The organism is Dyadobacter sp. CY356 (assembly GCF_021440195.1).
Lineage (GTDB): Bacteria > Bacteroidota > Bacteroidia > Cytophagales > Spirosomataceae > Dyadobacter.
In genome coordinates this window covers 950,531-972,433 of sequence record NZ_JAJTSZ010000001.1, presented here as the reverse complement: position 1 = coordinate 972,433, position 21,903 = coordinate 950,531, and the positions used below count along the sequence as shown (strand labels likewise).

At 40.4% G+C, this 21,903-nt stretch carries 18 protein-coding genes; 8 read left to right on the top strand and 10 right to left on the bottom strand.

Going from position 1 to position 21,903, the window contains the following annotated elements; all coding sequences use genetic code 11:
• Positions 1-384 precede the first annotated feature (384 nt).
• A complete protein-coding gene (locus tag LXL81_RS04090) occupies positions 385-891 on the bottom strand; it encodes a hypothetical protein (RefSeq protein ID WP_234645431.1) in 507 nt (168 codons plus the stop codon).
• 326 nt (positions 892-1,217) lie between these two features.
• Between LXL81_RS04090 and LXL81_RS04085 the strand changes: the two genes are divergently transcribed.
• Positions 1,218-1,706, top strand: a complete 489-nt coding sequence (locus LXL81_RS04085; RefSeq protein ID WP_234645430.1) for a hypothetical protein — start codon at positions 1,218-1,220, stop codon at positions 1,704-1,706.
• Positions 1,707-1,720: 14 nt separating this feature from the next.
• Here LXL81_RS04085 and LXL81_RS04080 read toward each other — a convergent pair whose 3' ends face one another.
• From LXL81_RS04080 to LXL81_RS04060, 5 genes are all read right to left on the bottom strand, one after another.
• A complete protein-coding gene (locus LXL81_RS04080; RefSeq protein ID WP_234645429.1) occupies positions 1,721-2,833 on the bottom strand; it encodes an efflux RND transporter periplasmic adaptor subunit in 1,113 nt (370 codons plus the stop codon).
• A 12-nt stretch (positions 2,834-2,845) separates the two neighbouring features.
• Positions 2,846-6,091 (bottom strand): efflux RND transporter permease subunit, encoded by a 3,246-nt coding sequence (locus LXL81_RS04075; RefSeq protein WP_234645428.1) that lies wholly within the window; start codon positions 6,089-6,091, stop codon positions 2,846-2,848.
• Positions 6,092-6,107: 16 nt separating this feature from the next.
• A complete protein-coding gene (locus tag LXL81_RS04070; protein ID WP_234645427.1) occupies positions 6,108-7,517 on the bottom strand; it encodes a TolC family protein in 1,410 nt (469 codons plus the stop codon).
• 75 nt (positions 7,518-7,592) lie between these two features.
• Positions 7,593-8,966 (bottom strand): HAMP domain-containing sensor histidine kinase, encoded by a 1,374-nt coding sequence (locus LXL81_RS04065; protein ID WP_234645426.1) that lies wholly within the window; start codon positions 8,964-8,966, stop codon positions 7,593-7,595.
• Positions 8,963-9,640, bottom strand: coding sequence for a response regulator transcription factor (locus LXL81_RS04060; RefSeq protein ID WP_234645425.1), 678 nt, complete (start codon positions 9,638-9,640; stop codon positions 8,963-8,965). Before LXL81_RS04060 ends, LXL81_RS04065 begins: the two co-directional genes overlap by 4 nt.
• Positions 9,641-10,294: 654 nt before the next feature.
• Between LXL81_RS04060 and LXL81_RS04055 the strand changes: the two genes are divergently transcribed.
• Positions 10,295-11,200: a prohibitin family protein gene (locus tag LXL81_RS04055; RefSeq protein WP_234645424.1), complete on the top strand. Its 906-nt coding sequence runs from the start codon at positions 10,295-10,297 to the stop codon at positions 11,198-11,200.
• 79 nt (positions 11,201-11,279) lie between these two features.
• On the opposite strand, the gene LXL81_RS04050 is transcribed toward LXL81_RS04055, so the two are convergent.
• From LXL81_RS04050 to LXL81_RS04040, 3 genes are read right to left on the bottom strand one after another with little or no spacing between them, the layout of a single operon-like run.
• Positions 11,280-12,617 (bottom strand): APC family permease, encoded by a 1,338-nt coding sequence (locus tag LXL81_RS04050; RefSeq protein WP_234645423.1) that lies wholly within the window; start codon positions 12,615-12,617, stop codon positions 11,280-11,282.
• Positions 12,617-13,669, bottom strand: coding sequence for a dipeptide epimerase (locus LXL81_RS04045; protein WP_234645422.1), 1,053 nt, complete (start codon positions 13,667-13,669; stop codon positions 12,617-12,619). The genes LXL81_RS04050 and LXL81_RS04045 overlap by 1 nt, the downstream gene beginning before the upstream one ends.
• A complete protein-coding gene (locus LXL81_RS04040; RefSeq protein WP_234645421.1) occupies positions 13,666-14,706 on the bottom strand; it encodes a DUF1611 domain-containing protein in 1,041 nt (346 codons plus the stop codon). The genes LXL81_RS04045 and LXL81_RS04040 overlap by 4 nt, the downstream gene beginning before the upstream one ends.
• 122 nt (positions 14,707-14,828) lie before the next feature.
• Here LXL81_RS04040 and LXL81_RS04035 point away from each other — a divergent pair, with 122 nt between their 5' ends.
• Both LXL81_RS04035 and LXL81_RS04030 read left to right on the top strand, forming a co-directional pair.
• A complete protein-coding gene (locus tag LXL81_RS04035) occupies positions 14,829-15,281 on the top strand; it encodes an Lrp/AsnC family transcriptional regulator (protein ID WP_234645420.1) in 453 nt (150 codons plus the stop codon).
• A 3-nt stretch (positions 15,282-15,284) separates the two neighbouring features.
• The gene (locus tag LXL81_RS04030) at positions 15,285-16,409 is read left to right on the top strand and encodes a serine hydrolase (RefSeq protein ID WP_234645419.1); all 1,125 of its coding nucleotides are present in this window, start codon (positions 15,285-15,287) and stop codon (positions 16,407-16,409) included.
• A 60-nt stretch (positions 16,410-16,469) separates the two neighbouring features.
• Here LXL81_RS04030 and LXL81_RS04025 read toward each other — a convergent pair whose 3' ends face one another.
• Positions 16,470-16,853, bottom strand: a complete 384-nt coding sequence (locus tag LXL81_RS04025; RefSeq protein ID WP_234645418.1) for a DUF3244 domain-containing protein — start codon at positions 16,851-16,853, stop codon at positions 16,470-16,472.
• Between the two features lie 426 nt (positions 16,854-17,279).
• Between LXL81_RS04025 and LXL81_RS04020 the strand changes: the two genes are divergently transcribed.
• The 4 genes from LXL81_RS04020 to LXL81_RS04010 all read left to right on the top strand — a co-directional run bounded on the left by LXL81_RS04020 (position 17,280) and on the right by LXL81_RS04010 (position 21,897).
• A complete protein-coding gene (locus tag LXL81_RS04020; protein ID WP_234645417.1) occupies positions 17,280-17,681 on the top strand; it encodes an N-acetyltransferase in 402 nt (133 codons plus the stop codon).
• A gap of 41 nt (positions 17,682-17,722) precedes the next feature.
• On the top strand, positions 17,723-18,625 hold the full coding sequence (locus LXL81_RS04015) for a bestrophin family protein (RefSeq protein ID WP_234645416.1): 903 nt from the start codon (positions 17,723-17,725) through the stop codon (positions 18,623-18,625).
• Between the two features lie 80 nt (positions 18,626-18,705).
• Positions 18,706-18,828, top strand: a complete 123-nt coding sequence (locus LXL81_RS29020) for a hypothetical protein (RefSeq protein ID WP_255713626.1) — start codon at positions 18,706-18,708, stop codon at positions 18,826-18,828.
• Positions 18,829-19,743: 915 nt separating this feature from the next.
• Positions 19,744-21,897 (top strand): sialate O-acetylesterase, encoded by a 2,154-nt coding sequence (locus tag LXL81_RS04010; protein ID WP_234645415.1) that lies wholly within the window; start codon positions 19,744-19,746, stop codon positions 21,895-21,897.
• Positions 21,898-21,903 lie beyond the last annotated feature (6 nt).

Genomic DNA, 21,903 nt, shown 5'->3' with positions numbered 1-21,903 from the left:
AAGCTTTTAAACCGAGAATAAGTAAGTGCCGGTTACATAAAAGAATGAGCCCCGGAATCCAGGGCTCATCTATTAAATACGTAAACAAAAGTCTTGATTAAATCCGCCAATACTTTAACGTAAAAATACTTTTTAAATTTTATTAAAATATAGGTTTACAATAATAAAAAATGCCTCTATGTACTATCAGAGGCATTTTTAGAAGTTTATACAGATCGACTTATATGCACCTCCCAAAGACACAAAATGATCTTGAAATCTTTAATGTTTCCATTTCAAGTTATTACAAAAACTTCATTGCATCCTGGTTTTCCAAGCACATCAGACCAGGTTTTGAAGCGTTTTTATATGGATAACCTGTCAATCTTTGTGTAGAATAGCCAATCAATCTTCAAATATAGCTGCGTTTTTAAGAATGCGTACAATGGCAATTATACAGTTTTTCTTATTGGTATCACTGCCGGCAGGATAAGGAACCGCTTCCATATTTTTAATGGAATTGATATTGGAAATTTCGACAGCCACTTTCACCTGCTTTTGGAGCTCTTTCATCAGTATAATAACAATTTCAGGCTGATACAATTTAAGCCGTTCACTCAAAGGATTTACACCGGAAGCTCTGGCTAGTTTCCGCGATGGTATATCATTCTTATCCACGGTTTCCAGACTTAAATAATCAATATAACAACCCAGAGATTTGAACAAATCAAGAAATTCTTCGGTAGACGTAAAATCTCCGTAACACTCGGCAAAGGCTGCTTTTATAACACGGAAAAGATTTGTATTTCCAAGATAAAATCTCCTGACACCAATGGCAGGAGCCTCGCCGACAAAAAGAATCTTCACTTTTTCAGGTTTATATTTTGCTCTTTCAGCGTCGTAAACTTCCATTTTTCTTCTTTAATTTTCTTGCAAACACTTTTCAATATTGTGCCTTGACAAAATCATTCCAGCATTCCTGGTTTCATAAATACAACACAAAAAATTTAAAAAAGCTCTGGAACAGCATAACGCATTGCTATATACCTCAACAGCAAAAAGATAGGAGTTCATTGCAAGAATAGTGTGGTAAAATCATCTGAGAACAAAGTATCTGTAATAGGAATAATTCCAAATTTCTACACTACGGCCAAAAATCTGCCATTTGATATTGAATACTTTTTTAAGGTGTGTAAGTTTGATGTGTGCTGAACGATAAAGGAAAAGTTATGCAAAAAATGTCTCGCAAAAATGTACGGCTGACTGATTTTCAGATCAAGCGTTTACAGCAATTGAGCGAACTTGACGGATCTGATCCCGTCGACCATGTGAACAGGGCCATTGACGAATATTTAAAAAATCAAAAGCTGGATCTGACTTCTCCGGCCGAAGCCGACATTGTTGCTGAATTCAAAGAACGGCTGGATGAACCGAACATAGCAGGCGCACTATGGGTATCCGGTGTTGTGGATCAATATGAATTTTCTGCATTGATTTTAAATGACGTGACTAAACTTGGTATCGATAAAGGACGTATTTCAAAGCTGGCCATCTGGGATCCTGTGCTTCGGGAAACTACCAACAATTTTATAAAGTCCTGCATCGTAAATTATGACCGCGGATGGGATATCCGTCCGAGCAAAATCGCTTTGCCCTATTATAATAAAGTAAAACTGCTGTTGGACAGCTCTATGCATAAATTTGTTCAGAAACGGATTTACAGATAATCCGTTTCTAATTTTCAAAAAGATGCTTCCGAGATTTTAATTGATTGGCCCTGTTGAAGCTCATCATTTGCTGTTTTTAGCACGATATCACCTTTTTTAACTGCTCCAAAAATCTCTGTTTTTCCATCACTTTCCATTCCTTTTCTAACGTTCACCCATTCAGCTTTTCCATCTTCCACTTTTACTACAAAACATTTTTCCATTGTAGTGGCAACTGACGAGCTTGGAACAACCAAAGAAGCATGGCCTCGCCCGACGGGCAGAATTACTTGTGCGTACATGCCAGGAGCCAAACGATTTCCTGGATTTGGAATCTGTATTTCTATGAGTTCAGAGCGCGTCTGGCGGTCTACATTGTGAGAAATTCTATTGATTTTCCCTTTAAAGACCTCATCAGGTAAGCTTACGACAGAAAAACTTACTGGCTGATCCTGCTGGACCGCATCAATAAAACGTTCAGGAATTGCAAGCTGCAAACGAAGTATATTCTGTTGTTTGATTTTAAATATAGGTACTGTGCTTTTATCTCCCGGCCCTACGAAAGCACCTGGCGATAATTTTCTATCCGTTATAATTCCATTAAATGGCGCACGGATTTTCAGGTAACTATTCATTTGCCGGACAGATTCATACACTGCATTAGCTCCAAGCATGAAAAGACTGTCGGCAGTTATTTTGGAACGCGCCACATCCATATCATTGGGAGAAACTGCGCCCCGCGTGCCCGCAGCCTGTAACAAACGGCGATAAACAGACCTGCTTGCAGTCAGCTGGGCCTCGGAAGATTTTACTTTGGCATAAGCCTCAGCCAGCTGCGCATTTAATTCCGGTGCTTCCAACTCTGCCAGAATTTGTCCGTTTTTAACATAATCGCCAATGTTAAAGTTTATCTTTTTGATATAACTGTTGACTTTTGGAAAAATGTCCGTTTCGTAATAACTCATCAATTCTCCGGGAATGTTCAGTTCTTCCTTTGGATCAGATTCGGTCACCGCCACAGCAGGATATATCACGGCTTCGTCCTCTTTTTCATTTTCTTTTGTATTTTCCTCAGCAGCTGATCCGCAGCCATATAACATAAAAGTAAATGCCACGGCTGTGTAAATTAATATAATCCGGTTTTTCATTTTCTTATTGATTTAAATGTTTTTAAGAATTACAGGTTGATCATAAAACTCACTGTCCCGATCTTCCGGATTCAGCGATACAGATTTTACAGAGGTTTTATTTTGAATGGCGGCAAACACCAGCGGCAAAATCAGTAATGCTGCAAAAGTGGAAGCAATAAGGCCGCCTATCACAGCCCTTCCCAAAGGCGCAGTCTGTTCTCCGGATTCACTCAAACCGCTCGCCATCGGAATCATTCCCACAACCATAGCTATGGATGTCATCAAGATCGGACGAAGCCTGACTGCACCGGCAACCCGGGCTGCTTTAGTTGAATCGTTATATTGAATTCTTAAAGTTTCAGCATTGGTAACAATCAACAGCGCATTGGCAACCGACACCCCCACGGACATGATGATACCCATGTATGATTGAAGATTCAGCGTACTTCCAGTCAGCAGCAGAATTGTTATAGAACCGGCCAGAACCGCCGGAATTGTTACAAGCACAACAAATGAGACTTTAAAGGACTGATAGTTTGCTGCCAGCAATAGAAAAATTACGACTACCGCAAGTCCAAGACCAGAACTTAAACTGCCTAGGGTGTCCTGCAAAAGTCTGGCCATTCCTTTGAGTTCGAATACCGTACCGATCGGTGGCACACCTGCCTGCTTTAACGCCGCATTTACATCAGAAGTAGCTTTTCCAAGGTCTTTTTTATAAATATTGGCTGAGACTGTCACAATTCTGCGGGGACCTATCCGGTCGAACTCTCCGGGAATAGTTACTTTCTTAATTATAGCCACATCTCCGAGTGTTGGCCTGAGTTGTCCCGCTTTCAATGGAATATTTTCGATATCCTGAACAGATGACATCAGATACTCCGGCAGCTGAACCTGGACCTGGTAGGCAAATCCTTTCTTTTGGTCAAGCCAGAAATTCTTCGCTGTAAAACGGCTGGATGAAGTCGCAGCCACCAGTGATTTTGAAACCTGATCAACCGAAAGTCCAAACTGAGAAGCCTTTATTCTGTCCACCTGAATATCTAACGTTGGGTAATTCAATGGCTGGTTGATCCGCACATCACGCAGATATTTAACCTTATTAAGTTCATTAATGATCTTATCAGCAAATTTTTTGCCCTCCGTCAGATCCTTACTTCCTACCATGATTTCAATAGGTGTAAGTGCGCCCTGGCTCATGATTTTATCAGTCAGCTCAATTGGCTCGAAAGACACGTTGGTTTCAGGCATGGTGCTATGAATTTTCCTTCTGATATTTTCCTTGAGATCATCCAATGATTTCACCCTGTAACTTTCCGCCAGATTAACCTGTAAAACTGCCTCGTGAGGGCCCGCATTAAATACATAAAGTGCGCTGGTGCCATAACTAGAAGGAGTCATCCCGACAAAGGCCGACGTGATATCTACATTTTTTTCTCCTACTATTCCCTTGATGATGTTGATTGTTTTGATAAGTTCCTGCTCAGTCCGTTCAATTCTTAAACCTTGCGGAGCGATTAGTCTAAGCTGAAATTGACGGGAATGGTCCAGTTTGGGCATCATATCTTTTCCAATGGTCATGTATCCAAAAACGGCAATCCCAAAACTGATCAAAAGATAAACGGGTATGACCATCAGTCGGCGCTTCATCAGCGTGTCTAAAAGATTTAAATAACTTAATTTGAAACGCTCAAAACCGGTTATCTTTTTAGGATGATTTACTTCGTAAATTTCCATTCCGGATTCTGAGCTGCTGTCAAGATCGTTCAGTATCTTTTTTTCGTGCGGTGTTCCAGCGTGATCTTTCAGCCACCAATTTGATAGCACCGGTACCAAAGATTGAGAGAAGACGTAGGACGCTATCATTGAAAATCCAACAGCCAGAGAAAGTGGCATAAACATTCCCTTTGGAACACCATTCATGAGCAGTGCGGGAGCAAAAACAGCAAGAATACAAAGTGTGATCAGAAGGAGCGGAAATGATACTTCACGCGTTGCATCCAGAACTGCCCTTGACTTGGTTTTCCCCATCTCCAGGTGCTGGTGAATATTTTCGATAACAACGGTCGATTGATCAACCAAAATTCCAATGGCCAACGCCAGACCTGAAAGGGTCATAATGTTGATGGTTTGATCCGCCAGGTTCAGCATGAGTATAGCAGCCAGCAGACAAACCGGAATGGTCACGATCACAACAAGTGAACTCCGGAGATCTCCCAAAAAAAGAAAAACTACCAGGCCTGTCAATAGCGCACCAATCAATCCCTCAGATGCAAGACTTTCAACTGCATTGATCACATAAACCGACTGGTCAAATTCATATTTCAGCCTGATATAATCAGGCAGTAGCGACTGCATTTCGGGTAGTTTTGCTTTCAGCGCATTAACCACATTCATTGTCGAAGCATCAGAAGTTTTCGTCAGCGGAATATAAACAGAGCGTTTTCCATTGACCAGCGCATAACCTACGGTAACGTCAGATGCATCTTCTACACTGGCAATATCCCGAAGAAAAACCGGTGGCCCTGATCCTTTATGCAATGGAATATTTAAAAAATCTTCCACGTTATTCATGATAGAATTCATCGGTGTCATAAAGGTATAATCCCCTACCCGCACATTTCCGGCAGGTGCAATCTGATTATTTTTTACAACGGCCTGGACAATTTCATCCGGTGTAAACTGATAACTCCGCATTGCTTCCGGATTTACCCTGACCACGACCGTTCTTTCATTTCCTCCAAAAGGTGGCGGAGAAGATGCTCCTGGAATCTGTGAAAAAAGCGGCCGGATCTTCGTAGAAGCATAATCCTGCATCTCATTCAGCGTCGCCTTTTTACTTGTAAAAACCAGCTGTCCAACCGGGAGATTGGTGGCATCAAAACGCACAACCGTAGGCGGAACCGTTCCCCGCGGCATATAGCTCATTACCCGGCTGACCTGATTGGCCACCTCACCGGCTGCCTGGGCCATATCCACACTTTCATAAAAAGTCAGTTTAACAAGGCATAAGCCCTGTACGTTTTTCACTTCAATATCCTTAATACCTGATACATATAACATCTGATTTTGATACCTTGTCGCAATAAAACCTTCCATCTGGGCAGGCGTCATACCACCGTAGGGCTGAGCAATGTAGATCGTTGGCAGGTTTAGTTTCGGGAAAATATCCACCGGAATCTGAAAAAGTGCCATAACCGAAAAAATAGCCAGTCCCAAAACAGCCACCAGCACCATGATAGGTTTTGACAGCGATCCTGTCAGTAATTTGTCCATAATTTATTTTTTGATACTATTTTACCTGACTTAAAAACCCGCTGATATTCCCGTTTATAGCCGACCGCTGCAGCATTGCGCGCCAAACATTATTATGCGCCACGATCTGGTCAATTTCGGCCCTGTTTAAAAGGGTAACTGCCTGGGTCAATTCTATTATTGTTGACAGCCCCGCTTTGTAACGTGCATCGGCCTGGTTGTAGGCATCCTGGGCGGCAGCCAGCTGCACTGGTGCCTGCCTGACTGCTGCAATCGCACTTGCATATTGAAGGTCAGCACTTTCAAGTTCTCCCTGTAACTGAATCTGCATTTGGTTATAGCCCTGCTGGTAACTTTCGGTCAAAAATTCCTGGGCTCTGCTTTGCCGCTTCGTTTTAAAAACATCAGATATATTCCAAAGCGTGGACACACCAGCCATGTAGTTATAGGCCCTGAATTTAAGTCCGGATAAAGATGCATTGTAATTAAAATTCCCATCGGGATCTGTTTTATCCGAGATGCCTGAACCGCGGCTCCACAAGGCGCCAACGGCCATGATTGAGGGCAAATATGATTTACGGATTGCAATCACTTTTGCCTGGCTAAAATCAATTCTTTTTTGATAAAATTGTAAAACCGGATGATCAGAAACGTTCAGTCCGGCCGATACAGAACCAGGTTCAGGAAGACTGGTGTTGAATTTATCTGCTACCAAATCGAAATCAGAATTACTGCCGCCCAGTATCTGAGCCAGTTTAATTTTCTGATCTTTTGCCATACGACGACTTTCCAGAAGCAACAGCATTGCTTTGGAAAGTTCTGCTGTGGCCATTGAGCTATCCACCCCGGGGCGCAGACCAGCTTTGGTGGTTGCCTGAATGATGTTGAAAGTTTCCTGGGTGCGTTCCAGGTTTTTCTGCTGCACTTTTACAGCATCATTATAAACCAGTGCCATCAGATAAGCATCTGCTGCCCTTGCCTTCTGGTCAAAAATTTCCTTTTCATAATCCGCTCTGGCTTGTTCGGCACCTGCTTTATACATGGCTTCATCCGCAGTCTTTTTCCCGAAATTTGCTATCTTATAACTCCCAAGAATCGTACTGAAACTACTCCATACTGCATCAGCAGAATACCCGTTTGCTTTAATACTGCCAGTGCTGGATATTGAAGTTCCGCCATTTGGAAAGGATGTCCCCCTCACCTGGTTTGAAGTAGCAAAAAGTGCCTGTGCCTGAAAGCTAACGGTCGGCAGTTTATAACCAATAAGCTGCGCACTGGCATCTGCCTGGCTCGCCTGGAATTCAGCAAGCTTTATTTTGACGGAAGGATAATTTTCGACAGCAAGATTTACCGCATCTGCCAGCGAGAGAGTTTTGGGCTGTGCGCTGACTTCATTCCAGACGGAAATTCCAGTCAGCAAACAAAACAGAAAAATAGTTTTTAACATGACACTGTTTTTAATTACAGTGCCAAATCTAGGCCCCCAGTCTAAGAGCCGCCTTAGACAGACATTAAAATGACATTAGAAAGATTTAACCGGTAAGCCAATCGATACAGTAGTTCCCCGCCCGGTCACAGATTCAATGACCAGCGTTCCCAGATGGAAATCAACGATTTTTTTTACAAGGGAGAGTCCGATACCAAAACCATTGACAGTACCCGTATTTTGTCCACGCATCATAGGAAGAAAAATATTTTGAAGATCGCCTGGCAATATACCGATTCCCTGATCAGAAATTTCCAGTATCAGCATTTCCTTATCTTCAATGATTTTTATGGAAACCGGCTGTAAATCTGAATACTTACAAGCATTGTCGAGTACATTGTTAACGGCCGATCGCAGAAGATGCAACACACCCTCGGTAACAGCCTGAAAATCTCCATCACTTAGTTCATTTTCTACAATTTCCAGATTAACCGGCTGCAAAGGATATTTCTGATTGATATAGGATACCGAATCGATCACCAGATCAATGATATTAATTGGCTGTTTATCAGCAGTGAAGCGTAAACCTTCAATCTCGGCAAGAAATAATAAATTGTTTGAAAGTTCAATGGCATGGTTAACCTGCTCAACTGCCTCGCCGGCAGATTGTTTCCATTCCGCCTTTGTGTTGTCATAACTCATGGAAGTCTGCAACACACCTTTGATAACTGTAAGCGGCGTTCTGAGTTCGTGAGAAGCATAGGAAATAAAATTTCGTTGATTATCTGCAAGTTCCTTTATCTTTTCCAGCAATCCGTTGAACGAACTCGCCAAAGAAGCCGCCTCGTTTTGCTTTGAGCCAATATTGATCCTGAAATTAAAATCATCAACCGGCGTTTTATCAATCTGTTTCAATAGATGATCAAAGGGCAGCATCGCTCTTCTGGAAAAGAAATATCCTGTGATTCCAATAATAACCAAAGCGAGCAGATTTCCAAAAAATAACGAAAACCGTAACGTCCTGCTCATGTTGTAGCCATGCAGATCATAGGCTGTAACCAAAGCAAGATAGGTTTTTCCATTTTTCAGATAGGTAAGCCCAACACCTTCTTTTTTAAAATCAAGCAGCGGTGAATCATAACTGAAACTAAGCTTCTTTTTTGACCTGACCAATGTAAGAAAGGCTGCGTTTGGAATATAATCGCTGGTTTGTGAGGTGGCTACAACTAAGTTATTGTGCTGATCATAAACACCTTCATACTGTTCGGTCAGAGGAAAAAAAATATCCGTTTTGAATGTTTCCGGATTACTGAGCATTCGTTTGGTTGCCTCAGCCCGGGCAGAAAGCCTTTCCAGCATAAGTCCGGCCCGGTAGTTTTCATAGGAAAAATAGACAAATACGGAAAAAAGAGCCAGAATGGTGGCAACGATAAGCGTAAAAGCAATGGTAATATTTTGCTTGATACTCATGGTTCCCGCAAGGTATATCCCCGGCCAATGATGGTATGCAGTAATTTTTCCGGAAAACTTTTGTCGATTTTCCTCCTCAAATAATTGATATAGACATCAATAATATTTGTGTTTGTATCAAAATGAAGATCCCAGACCCTTTCCAGAATATCTGTCCTGCTTACAATTTTACCTTTGTTATACATCAAATACTCCAGAAGCTCATATTCTCTTTTGGTAAGCTCAATGGCTACATCGCCGCGACGAACATGCTGACTTTCAGTGTCAAGTACCAAATCACTTACCTTTAAAATCTTGGCGGGGCTGGAAAAATGATTGTTCCTCCGCGCGAGAGCTTTAATGCGCAGCAACAACTCCTCAAACTCAAAGGGTTTGGTAAGGTAATCATCCGCCCCGGCCTTAAAACCTAAAACTTTGTCCTGAAGCATACCCAACGCTGTCAACATCATGACCGGCGTCTGAGGCCAGTTGTCTTTTATGAACCGGCACAAATCAAAACCATTGATACCCGGAAGATTAACATCCAGAATAATGGCATCAAATTTCCGCTGCTCACAAAGGCGTTTTCCCATCAGGCCATCATAGGCTATTTCCAGATTGATCTGCTCTCCAAGAAAACCTTTTCTTATAAATCCGGCTAGTTTGGGGTCATCTTCCACCAGTAATATCTGCATCTTTCCAACTTTTGTATGGATGCGAAATTAAAGTGCGGGTATTAAAAAACGATCTATAAAAAATTAAAAGGTGATTAAGATACACGGAGATAAATAGGTTCCGCACGTTAGTGATCGTTCTCGGATTCGTTCTCTTGCTCTTCTTCCGGCTCAGGTATTTTTGGCATGGTTTGATATTAGATTTACACTTCCCCTATGATAGCGGGAATAATTACCAATATTGAACCAAAATTTTATTTTAAATATAAAATTATGATAATCAATAAATTATAAAATATCAGCAACTAAATTACCATTCCAAAATGACAGGCTTTATCATTTTGAAAATCACTTTTATAAATTTTTCCCATGCAAAACAATCGTCAGAAAAGTGCCTGACATTGGCTGTGCAATGTACAGCATAGAACATAATCCACTGAATTTCCCACGATCAGAATATACAGCTCGGATGACATGGTTTTCAGGAATTATCAAAATGATAAAACCATATCGTTTTGATAAATTTTGAATGCCAAAAAACGGGCGTTTCAACATTTTAATCCATTCAATATCAATTATTTACACTTCAAAAGTCAGAGTTAAAAAACATTGGCATAATTTTATTGCGTATATAGACATAAGTTAAGTTTAACATTTTAAATATACCTTAGTGCCATGTTCTTTCTAATCCTGGGAATTCTGATTGCCATCAGTGGTTTTATGATCGGCAAATCCTCTTTAAATATTTTTCGTTACGGCCCTATTTTAAAAATTTCAGGAATTGCATTAGCCGTTTTAGGAATCTTGTCCGCCAGTATTCGTCAAATCGATGCGGGTACAATTGGTGTCCAGTCCTTGTTTGGAAAAGTTGATCCGAATGTGCTTGAAAACGGTCTGAATTTTGTAAATCCATTGTCGCAGGTGACGATCTTTGATACAAAAACGCAGAATTATACGATGTCTTTAAAAACCACGGAAGGTGAAATCCAGGGGGATGATGCCATCCGCGTTTTGTCGGCCGACGGACTGGAAGTTGTTATTGATCTCACGGTTTTGTACAAAATTATGCCTGATAAAGCACCGGTCATTTACAAGGGAATCGGATCTGATTATAAAGACAAGATCGTAAGACCTATCACCCGGACCCGGATTCGTGATAATGCGGTTTATTATGATGCCGTAGCACTTTATTCAAAGCGGCGTGACGAGTTTCAAAGCAGGATTTATCAGACCATCGATAAGGATTTCAAAAGTCGTGGATTGATACTGGAACAGCTTTTAATCCGAAATATCAATCTGCCGGAATCTGTCAAGAAAACAATCGAATCAAAAATTAACGCTGAACAGGACGCCCAGAAAATGGAATTTGTTTTGCAAAAAGAAAAACAGGAAGCAGAAAGAAAACGTGTGGAAGCAAAAGGTATTTCTGACTACCAAACCATAATCGCGCTGAGTCTTACGGATCGTCAGCTTCAATATGAAAGTATTAAAGCGCAAAAAGAACTTGCCGCTTCGCCGAATGCAAAAATCATCGTCCTTGGCGGTAAAGGAAATGTGCCACTGATTCTAAATGATCATTAATATTTCAAACCGGAAATCAGCCAAATCACTTTCAGTTATCTGAGAGTGATTTTTCGTTTTGTCTGAGTTTGAATAAAAACTATAAATCAGATTTTACCATTTTGGTATAATACCAATAAACCGGAACTCCCGACAAAATGAGAAGCAAACCTGTCAGCGCCTGAACCGGCTGATTGACCGCGCTTACGACAACCAGCAAAAAACAGAAAGCCGAAAATAGGGCAGGAATCCACAAAGGCACTTTGTATGGTCTTGGCATTTTGTTTTTTCTAAATAAAATCACACCAAAAGCAGCGGCACCATAAAAGAAAAAAGAGGCAAAAACGAGAAGATCCGTAAGCGCGTCAAAACTGCCCGACCATACTAATACAATGGACCAGATTGCCTGTATCAAAATTGAAAATGATGGTGTGTTGTAAACGGGATGAATAACAGCTGCTTTTTTAAGAAATAATCCGTCGCGTCCCATGGCAAAAAAGATTCTGGCCGACATCAGAATTGTCCCGTTTGTACAATTAAAGGTCGTTAATACGATGAGCACGGATAATAAAACGGCTCCTATATCACCTCCCAAAACTCTTGAAGTTTCCACAGCCGCGATCTGATTTATACCCAATGATTCTATCTGGGAAGGTGCCAGAATAAATAGATAAACTGCGTTTATGAGAAGATAAAGCACTATCACGATCAATGTTCCTATGCCAAGTGCCAGCGGCAGATTACGCTGCGGATTATTAACTTCCTCTCCAATAAAACCTATATTATTCCAGCCTTCATATCCCCAAAAAGCACTTAACGAAGCTGCAAACATGGCTGCAAAAAGCGGCCAGCCAGTCGGCGCGTTTACAGCAGGTTGGGTGAAATGTTCAATATTCCCTTTTCCGGAAAAGACGGCCAAAATTACAAAACCCAGAATTGACAATACAATACCGGCGATGAAATACCGGCTCAGTTTTTCACCAAAGGAAACGCCGCGATAGTTTACATAACTCAAAACGATAATCAGCAAGGAGGCAATAATTTTAATACTCGCACCTCCCAGACTATGGATTTGTGGAATAATTTCGTGCAGAGATTCAGAAAAAACATAAGCCAGAGCTGCAATAGTAGCCGTTTTCATCACGGCCAGACTTGCCCAACCATAAATAAAAGAGAAAAATTTACCGTAGATTTTATTGAAGTAAATATATTCTCCACCCGAGCCCGGCATCATCGAAGCCAGTTCCGCACTACTTAAAGCACCCATCAAACTCAAAATTCCTGCCAGTGTCCAGCATAAAAGCACCAGCGTTGGCGAGTGAAGCTGATCCATCATCGGAGCCACTTTTTTATAAATCCCCGAGCCAACAATAGCGCTGACAACGAGAAAAACGGCAGAAAGTGGTTTGATCGATCGCTTTAAAGTATTTTCATTCATCAGAAACCAGGTTTTGACTGTATGGAAAGATATCCGTCCTGTAATATAAAACCACTTTCCTTCGTATCTTCCAAAAGATCAAAACTGCCGTCTAAATCAAGGTATTTTGTGTTTGAGCAGGCAAATGCTGCATGTAACGCGGCAGAAATACTCAGATCACTTTCGTCATTACAACCCCAGAAAAGATCAATTTCAGCAACTTTGGCAATATTGGCAATTTCGAAAGCTGAAACCAGGCCGCCGCATTTCATCATTTTGATATTAAAAATGCCAAACAATCCGTCGCGTGCGATCCCGAAAGCTGCTTTGGCATCGGTAAGGGATTCATCTGCTGCCAATTTCTGCCTTACATCTTTTGGAAATTTCAGCAAATCAGCATTGAATTTTGGATGAAAGGGCTGTTCGATCAATTCCAGCGGAGCGGATGACGTTTCTTTCAAAAATACGTCCAGATCATGGGCAGAATAACCTTCATTTGCATCCACACGAATTGTAAAATAATCGCCGAAAGTCTCATTGAGCCGGATTACACGTTCAGCATCCAGTTGTGCATTTAAGCCGGTTTTCACTTTTAAAACCTTAAATCCCTGTTCTTTATATTCCCTTGCTTCCTGAATCGTTTCGGCAACATCTTTAATCCCGATCGTTACAGAAGTCAACATTTTGGTATGATGCCGGCCGTAAAAATCAACAATCGGTAATTCAATCCATTTTCCAAACGCATCATGAAGTGCTATGTCCAAGGCCGCAAGGGTGGCCGGAAAGCGTGTATAAACTTTTCGAAAATAAGCGATATAAGATAAAAATTCACGAATATGCTTTCCCTTCAAATAATCTGAAACCACATCAGAACTCAGATTTTCCAGCGTTTGAGCAGCTGTCTCGCCTATCACCTCAGGGTCCGGATTGGCAGCTCCTCTTCCGCAGATTCCGTTGGTCAAAATGATTTCAAAGAAAATTATTTCAGCATCGCTGATGGTTTCACGCGCGATGGTATACGGTTTTTTGAGGGGTATTAATTCGGCGTATGCTTTTACAGCTTTTATATTCATTTTAGCAGCGATTTTAGCACGTCAATAATGGGATCACAACCCTGCTGAATAGGAAGAAGCACAGGAATTCCGAACCTTTTTTGATAAGATTCCTGAAAAGATAAGTACTCCTCTTTCGTACAATTTTCAGTATTAATCGCCAGAGCAATCACATTGGAACCATACATTTTCACCAGTTCAATTTCAGATTCCAGCGTAGGGATTCTGCCGAAATGCTCTTCCATATCAAAGAATTCCCGTTTTGGCGAATGCACCAGAATCACATTTTTGGCAGCACCCGAAAGTAAAAACTCCGCCCCGCAAGGCCCACTTGGATTTCTCAACGCAGATTGTCCTTCAATAAAAATCAGGTCAGGATTGGTCTCTTTATCACAAGTTAAAATGGCATGTTCAAGCTCGCCCGATACAAAATCGTTCAGTGTGGAGTCAAAAATAAATCCATATTTTCCGCCTTGCAGCCAACCAGTTTGTCCTGTATAAATCATTTGTGCTTGCAAACCTGCATTTTCACAGGATTTGATCAGGAGCCGGGTTGTTGTTCTTTTTCCAAGCGCACAATCTGTACCCATTACTGCAATCACCGGCGTCCGAAGATTTAATATTTCTCCGGTCCAGAAATGAAGATCCTTAAACGCTTTCGGCTTGCGGATATCAAGCAACTGTACGCCATGGGTTTCTGCCAGGGCGACCATATCCTCCCGCGCGGAAAGGTAATCATGAAGACCGTTAACAATGGAAAGCTGATTTTTGATTGCTGTTTCAACAATTTTTAACATGAAATCAGGAAACCTCCCTCCCGTCGTAGCTACACCAATAATGCAATATGCAGGGTCTGCAACTTTTGCTTTTTCTATACTTTCATAAACAGGGATATTCCGGAATTTTCCGTCGAGCACTTCTCCCGCATCCCTGCCTGCATGTTTGCTGTCAACTATACCAACAATTTCAAAACGCTGGCTCTCACGGATCAGTCCATGGGCGGTTTTGGCATCAACCGTATCCAGAAGACCGGCCGTTAATACTATCGCTTTTTCCATTTGAGAATTAAAATGAATCAAGTAAAAATAGATTAAAATTCTTCAAAACAATATTTTTATGTAATAATATTCCTAAATTGTGTTAATTGTTAGAATATAGTATATACTATTACACAAATTGAATGACAGACGAACTGGATAAAAAGATACTGAATTTCCTGCAAAAGGATGCCAAGCTTACTATTAAAGAACTTGCCGAATCTTTGGAGATGAGCACGACTCCCATTTTTGAACGGATCAAAAGGATGGAAAGAGACGGTGTGATCAAAGGTTATGTGGCGCTGGTTGATCAGGAAAAAGTCGGGCGTGGACAAACCGTTTTTATCAACATCAGAATGCCGGTTTATACAGCTGAAAATGTTGCAGCATTTGAGCAAACAATCCGGGAAATGCAGCAGGTTCTGGAATGTTATCACCTTGCCGGTACTATCGATTATCAGTTGAAAGTTGTGGTTGAAAATATTAAGGAATACGACAGACTTTTACTCGAAATTTCAAAAATCAAAAACGTAAATGTGGAAAGCAGCGTGATTGTGCTGCATGACGTAAAACAGCAAACAGCTATACCCTTATAAACGATGAAATTATCTCAGGCTAAAATTATTCTTAAACCAACAATCATTTTCGTTTTATCAACTTTGTTTTTCATTTGCTGCAAAAGCGCTAAACAAGCTTTTCCGCCAGATTTAGAGGCCAGGCTTGATAAAATTTTTGCTTCCGCCCCTGGTTTTAGCGGCGTTTTACTGGTTGCTGAAAAAGGAAAACCGGTTTATCATAAAGCCTTCGGTTACAAGAGCTTTATAACCAAAGAGCCAATGGAAACTTCCACAATTTTTGAGCTTGCGTCGGTTTCCAAACAGTTCACGGCGATGACCATTATGCAAATGAAAGAGGCAGGAAAGTTGTCGTTTGATGATCCGATAGAACGTTATATCCCTGGTCTTCCCTATTCCGGTATTACCATCCGGCATTTGCTAACGCACACATCCGGACTTCCTGACTATCAACAGGTCATGGATGAACATTGGGATAAAAGTAAAATTGCCGGAAATGTGGATAATATCGCCTACCTTATTCAATACCACCCTGCAAAACATTTTGAACCCGGTGATAAATACGAATACAGTAACACCGGTTTTATGCTTTTGGCAAGTATTACCGAGAAGGTTTCCGGTGAAGATTTTATCGAATATTGCAGAAAACGGTTTTTCGTTCCGGCAAAAATGACAAGCACGGATATCCGGACCATTGATCAAAAAAAGAAATTGAGAAACCTTGCACTTGGCCATATTTATGTGAAGGATGAGCAGCGATATGTTCCCGCCGATTCTTTTCCGCAATATAATTACGCCATCTGGCTGGGCAATCGCAAAGGTCCGGGACGGGTGAGCTCCACTTCCGAAGATCTTTTAAAGTGGGACAGACTGTTGTATTCAAATACTTTGGTTAAAGACTCCACTCTAAAAGAAGCATTTTCACCTGCGCGTCTGAAAGACGGCTCGGTTTCGAACTACGGTTTTGGCTGGAAAATTAAAGAATCAAAAAAGGGAAAAGTGGTCTGGCACGACGGGGATAATCCCGGTTATGCAACGGAATTTATCAGATATATTGATGCAGATAAAACCATCATTTTACTTTGTAATAACGCCCATGTCAAGATGCCGGATATTTTGAAAAGTGTAGAATCAATTGTTGAAGAATAACAAAAAAGTGGCTTGCGAACTAACGCAAGCCACTTTTTTATAGCATTTTTAACCTTGTGATTATTGCATTTCAATAACACGCTCAGCTTTGGGTTCAGATACCTGGAAAGTTTTAATCTGGCTGTCGTTTTTGCTTTTTACTTCAATTTCGTACTGGCCATCTTCAAGTTTGTCTACGTTCAAAACGCGCCCGAATTGCTGATTTCCCTTTTCAACAACTTCACTGTATACCACTTCCCCACTTTCATTTTTTATCAAAATTGTTGTGGCTGCGTCTTCATTGGCCTGATCGACCAGTACATTGATCCTTCCTTCTTTATTGATGTATACTCCGGTATTTAAATCAGATGTTTTTTTATTATCGTTTCCTTTGGCGTTAGCTGTAAATGCGATTGAAGTAACTACTGCAAAAGCAACTAATATGGTTTTGATTGAAGTTTTCATGATTATGTAAGCGATTGACTTCTTTGTTAAATGTTATGTTAAAAAAAATATATAAATAATACCGTATCCGAAACGCTGTTATTTCCTGAAAAATTTCAAAATAAACATTAAATAATTATTAATTCTCTAATCCTCTGTGGCAGTGATACCTGTAAACGGTTTGGATATGGAAAGTGCATGATGGATTAATATTGATTTAAAATCGACAGTAATGAAGGTCAAATTGAAAATCTGTTATGCCGGTATTTTAAAAAATTGTATCTGTTTTAAAATTATTTTCATCCGTAATTTTGCTTAAAAAATAACGATGATAACGATCGGGAATGCAGCGTTGGCCGATCTTGATGAAATTATTAAACTATACGATCAAGCCACAGAATATCAGAAAAGCGTAGCAAAAAATACTGGAAAGGTTTTGATCCAAAAATGATTATTACTGACATTCTGGAAAATCACCAATGGAAAATAATGGTGGATAATCAAATTGCCTGCATTTTCTGTACAACTTTTAGTGATCCTTCGATCTGGTTAGAAAAGAATAATGATCCGGCCGTTTACCTGCACAGAATTGCTACCAGACCAGCTTTTCGAGGGATGGGGTTTGTGAAACAAATTGTGGCCTGGACAACCGCTTTTGCATTGAAAAATAATAAAAGATTTATCCGAATGGATACAGGCAGTGGTAATGATAAATTGAACAATTATTATATCAGCTGCGGATTTGAATATTTAGGAATCACCACGTTAAGTGATACAGAAGGTCTTCCTGAACATTATAAAGATGGCACTTCAAGCCTTTTTCAATTGGATTTATCTATCTTGGTGTAATTATTGGCCTTAAATTCATAAGGCCGGTCTAATATTAACCAATGTACGTTAAAGAAGTTTTTTCAATCTGGCGCCTTTTGAAAGGAATATGGGTCGGAGTACTTGCGGTGACAAGTTACGCTGCTTTTGTCTTTTATCTTTATCAATATGAAAACTGGCATTTTCTTGTTTTCCCAATTTCCATAATTTCCATCGTTGGCACTGCGCTTTCGCTCCTTTTAGGTTTTCGTACCAACTCTGCCTATGACCGCTGGTGGGAAGCGAGAAGATTGTGGGGCGCTATTGTGAACGACAGCCGGACGCTGGTCAGACAATCCATCGCCATAATTAAAACAGATCCTGTTGAGAAAAAAGAAATCATAGACAACATTGCGCATTTGCAAATTGCCTGGTGTTATGCATTATGTAATACGCTTCGTCAGGAAACAGTTCTTGTTGACGCCAATTTGCATTTGCAACCAGAAGAACTGGACTTCGTGTCTAAACATCAAAATATTCCCAACGCCATTATTCTGCTTTTGGAAAAAAGGATTACCTCAGCTTATGACAAAGGTTATATCACTCCGATTTTATTCCAAAGTCTTGACAACACATTAGCGCGCCTAACCGATTCAATGGGAGGTTGCGAGCGGATAAAAAACACCATTTTCCCTACGCAATACAGTTTTTATGTCCACTTGACTATTTTTATTTTTACATTGATTTTACCAATGGGACTTATTGACAGCATTGGAAGAATTGCAATTCCCATCACTTTTGTGATTTCCTTTCTTTTCTTTTATGTTGAAGGAATTTCTTACGTGATGCAAAGTCCGTTCGAGGGCAACCATAATGATATCCCCATGCGCTCGCTTTCCCGAACCATCGAAATAAACTTACTGCAAACCATTGAGGCTGATCTGATTCCGGATAAAATTTTACCGAAAGACGGATATGTGATGTAGGATATTTAGTTTACAGAATTTAGAGATTTTGCTTACACTCTGAATTCTGTATATTTATCTAACTAAACAAACATAAATCCATGGATAATTATTTGGCATTTTTATTGAAGGATTGTGAATCTGATAGTGAAAAACTTTCGGCTTTTAATATATTGTTGGAAAAAGGAACAAAGGTTTTCCGTAATGTTGAAGAATTCAACTAATGGCTTGAAAAGTTTCATTCCAGTAATAAAGTAAACCCTTTAAATAATAATCAATACAACAATGGCATCAATTTCATTACAGATGAAATTGACAGGCTTGCACAAGGTTATTGTGTCTAATATTATCCTCATGTACAATTAAAACCGGACTAACCGACTTTCAAGACTTCGAAAACCAATTCCGTCAAAGCAATAACCTTGCAAAACCGCTGGAATCAGAAAAAGTTCAATACTATTCCTTGCTCAAAAATATCCTGATCTGCATTTTTATCACCTTGTTTACCTTTTGTATACGTATTTTCTTTTCCTGTGTACTTCTTGTATACCGCCCAAAACTCATTATAGAAAATCCCCAGCCTACTTTTGCATCACGCAATTAATAATTTCTATGATCTGAATCTTAACTTAATGAACTGTTCTGTAAAGGCAACACAGATGAGAGCAGTTGTACCTTATTCAGAGGATTTTTGATTTAAATATCATGAAGGATTGAAATTAGTCAGAGATTAGTGCAAAAAAATATAGTTAAAAATAAGTACAATAACCAAATTTCAATCAACTCATTATCAATCAACTAACATAATTTCTCATCGTTTTTAATTTCAACTCAAAACATAATTATTCCATGATACCAAAATCTTCAATTAAACGGTGCATCAGTCCTGAGAAAATTAACAGATATTTGTAAATTATAAGATCAAAAGATAATTATGTAAGCATCAGTTACAATATCTGTATTTGCTGTCTTAGAGCGGGAAATATGCAGCCATCTTGCGATTTCTTATACAAATTTAAGGTCAATTCAGGTTCCCTGGTAAATGGAATAATTCAAAAATCAGGATTCATTTCTGCCGGGATATTTTGTCAATAATCATTTGCCTTTTCAGAAGGTAAACATCAATAAACCAAGATAAAGTGAGTAAAAGTTTCAAGACCCTTCGTATTTCATTGAAATGGATGTTTTTTTTGCTAACACCAGCCTTCGTAAATGCCCAGATAAGTTTAACAGCGCCCCTCGAACGTTCCGTTTATCAGCGTGAACTTGGTGGTTCTGCCACAGTCACTATCAGTGGAAGCTATGCTCTGGCGGTGGATAAAATTGAAGTGCAGGCTACACCGGTAGCTGCCAATCAAGGAAAGGAGATCACGTGGACCACTTTACAGGATAATCCTTCGGGAGGAGTTTTTAGCGGAACCTTACGTTTAGTTGGGGGCTGGTATAAACTGGAGGTGAGGGGATCAAAAAATGGAGTTGTTATTGGAAATCCAGCGACCATTTCCCGGACCGGTGTCGGTGAGGTTTTGATCATATCGGGACAATCCAACGCACAGGGTATGATCGACCACAATTACTCCAACGCTTTTCCTCCCGGCGCTTCGGAAGACAGAGTAAATTACGTCGCGGATAACAATGAAGACAACAACAATACGCAGGATCTGGCGTATCCGACCTTCAAGCAACTGAACAGTACAGAAGATGTGATGGGGCCCCGTGGCCACGGAAGCTGGTGCTGGGGACTTCTGGGTGATTTGCTGGTTAAAAAACTCAATGTTCCGGTAATGTTTGTCAACACCGCATGGAGTGGCACTTCCATTTTAAACTGGGTAGAAAGCAGCCAAAATATCCCGACATATTCTGTTTACACGGACCATACCTTCATTTTGCCTTCCCAAATGCCCTATGGCAATCTTCGGCTTGCATTGCAATATTACGTAAAACAATATGGCGCCCGTACGATTTTGTGGATGCAGGGAGAATCTGACAATGTTCCTATGAAAATGAGTTCAGACGAATATAAAAATAAATTGAAATTTGTAATTTCTAAACTTGCATCGGACGTAAACAAAAAAATTCCATGGGTTATCGCAAGGACTTCTTATGCCAGCAATAGTGTTCATCAACCTATTATAGATGCCCAAAACGCAGTTATAAATGATTTACCAGGCATTGCTTATCCTGGTCCGTCAACGGATAATTTACCAGCTCAGCGTGCCGACGGAACCCACTTTTATGGTGCCGACGCCTTAACTGTCCTGGCAAATGCCTGGAACGATGCATTGTCGGCCAACTTCTTTTTAACCGTTGCCCCTGTTGCCATTACAGATGAACCAAGGATCACCAGTGTTTGTGCTCCAAATAATGCTTCTGTCAATCTGAGTTTACCGGACGGTTATCTTAATTATACCTGGACTAAAGAAGTAAACGGAAATACGAGCACCGAAGGCGGCAGAGCAATTAACGTTTCCAATCCGGGTGTTTATTATGCCAAACTGCGCGATGCATATGGAAACACAATGCGTTCTCAGAAAATTACGATTTCAAGCAGCATAAAACCTGCAACGCCTACTATCTTGCAAGCCGGAGCACAGCAGGAATGTTCGGATTCCGCCTTTACGTTTTCCATCAATCCAGGAAATGACCAGTATAGCTGGTATAAACAAGGCAACAATACGTCAATCTCGGCGGCTTCTGCCATTAGTGTAAAGGAAAGTGGTACTTATTTTGTTAATGGCCAAAATGTGTTGGGATGTACATCAGATAATTCCAACGCGTCTTCATTGATCATTCGCCCGGAAGTTCCTACGCCGGTTATAGCCAAATCGGGACCATTTTCAGCAACGGCAACGATTACCGAAACAGGCCTGAATGAATCCTACAACTGGAAACGAGACGGGCAAATATTGGAAAATGATGCCAGCAATACGATTAAAACAAATATTAAAGGCACCTATGCTGCAAGAGCGTTTCAAACTTTCACTTTGGAAAATAATCTGCTGACCTGTTACTCTGCCTATTCCAATGATCTGGAAGTTGTCACAGACGGAGATGTGGATTTTGTGGTTTACCCAAATCCGGGTGCCCGTGATGATATTTATGTTGAATCCCGTGACGATGTAGAAAATGCTGAAATAATCGTCTACGACCTTTACGGAAGAATCATGATAACCCAAACGCAGGATATGAAAAGCCGTGTTAAAATACAGGTAAAAAATCTTACGTCAGGCAAATACATTCTGCGGATAAGGGCAAATGGAATAAATGTTTCCAAACAAATCATTGTATTGTAAGCCTTT

Excerpts from the sequence above, each read along its gene's own strand:
- LXL81_RS04060 (WP_234645425.1), bottom strand. The coding sequence starts at position 9,640 with ATGCAGATATTACTGGTGGAAGATGACCCCAAACTAGCCGGATTTATA.
- LXL81_RS04085 (WP_234645430.1), top strand. The coding sequence starts at position 1,218 with ATGTCTCGCAAAAATGTACGGCTGACTGATTTTCAGATCAAGCGTTTA.
- LXL81_RS04070 (WP_234645427.1), bottom strand. The coding sequence starts at position 7,517 with ATGTTAAAAACTATTTTTCTGTTTTGTTTGCTGACTGGAATTTCCGTC.
- LXL81_RS04015 (WP_234645416.1), top strand. The coding sequence starts at position 17,723 with ATGTACGTTAAAGAAGTTTTTTCAATCTGGCGCCTTTTGAAAGGAATA.
- LXL81_RS29020 (WP_255713626.1), top strand. The coding sequence starts at position 18,706 with ATGGATAATTATTTGGCATTTTTATTGAAGGATTGTGAATCTGATAGT.
- LXL81_RS04080 (WP_234645429.1), bottom strand. The coding sequence starts at position 2,833 with ATGAAAAACCGGATTATATTAATTTACACAGCCGTGGCATTTACTTTT.
- LXL81_RS04020 (WP_234645417.1), top strand. The coding sequence starts at position 17,280 with ATGATTATTACTGACATTCTGGAAAATCACCAATGGAAAATAATGGTG.
- LXL81_RS04075 (WP_234645428.1), bottom strand. The coding sequence starts at position 6,091 with ATGGACAAATTACTGACAGGATCGCTGTCAAAACCTATCATGGTGCTG.
- LXL81_RS04055 (WP_234645424.1), top strand. The coding sequence starts at position 10,295 with ATGTTCTTTCTAATCCTGGGAATTCTGATTGCCATCAGTGGTTTTATG.
- LXL81_RS04035 (WP_234645420.1), top strand. The coding sequence starts at position 14,829 with ATGACAGACGAACTGGATAAAAAGATACTGAATTTCCTGCAAAAGGAT.
- LXL81_RS04050 (WP_234645423.1), bottom strand. The coding sequence starts at position 12,617 with ATGAATGAAAATACTTTAAAGCGATCGATCAAACCACTTTCTGCCGTT.
- LXL81_RS04025 (WP_234645418.1), bottom strand. The coding sequence starts at position 16,853 with ATGAAAACTTCAATCAAAACCATATTAGTTGCTTTTGCAGTAGTTACT.
- LXL81_RS04040 (WP_234645421.1), bottom strand. The coding sequence starts at position 14,706 with ATGGAAAAAGCGATAGTATTAACGGCCGGTCTTCTGGATACGGTTGAT.
- LXL81_RS04090 (WP_234645431.1), bottom strand. The coding sequence starts at position 891 with ATGGAAGTTTACGACGCTGAAAGAGCAAAATATAAACCTGAAAAAGTG.
- LXL81_RS04045 (WP_234645422.1), bottom strand. The coding sequence starts at position 13,669 with ATGAATATAAAAGCTGTAAAAGCATACGCCGAATTAATACCCCTCAAA.
- LXL81_RS04030 (WP_234645419.1), top strand. The coding sequence starts at position 15,285 with ATGAAATTATCTCAGGCTAAAATTATTCTTAAACCAACAATCATTTTC.
- LXL81_RS04065 (WP_234645426.1), bottom strand. The coding sequence starts at position 8,966 with ATGAGTATCAAGCAAAATATTACCATTGCTTTTACGCTTATCGTTGCC.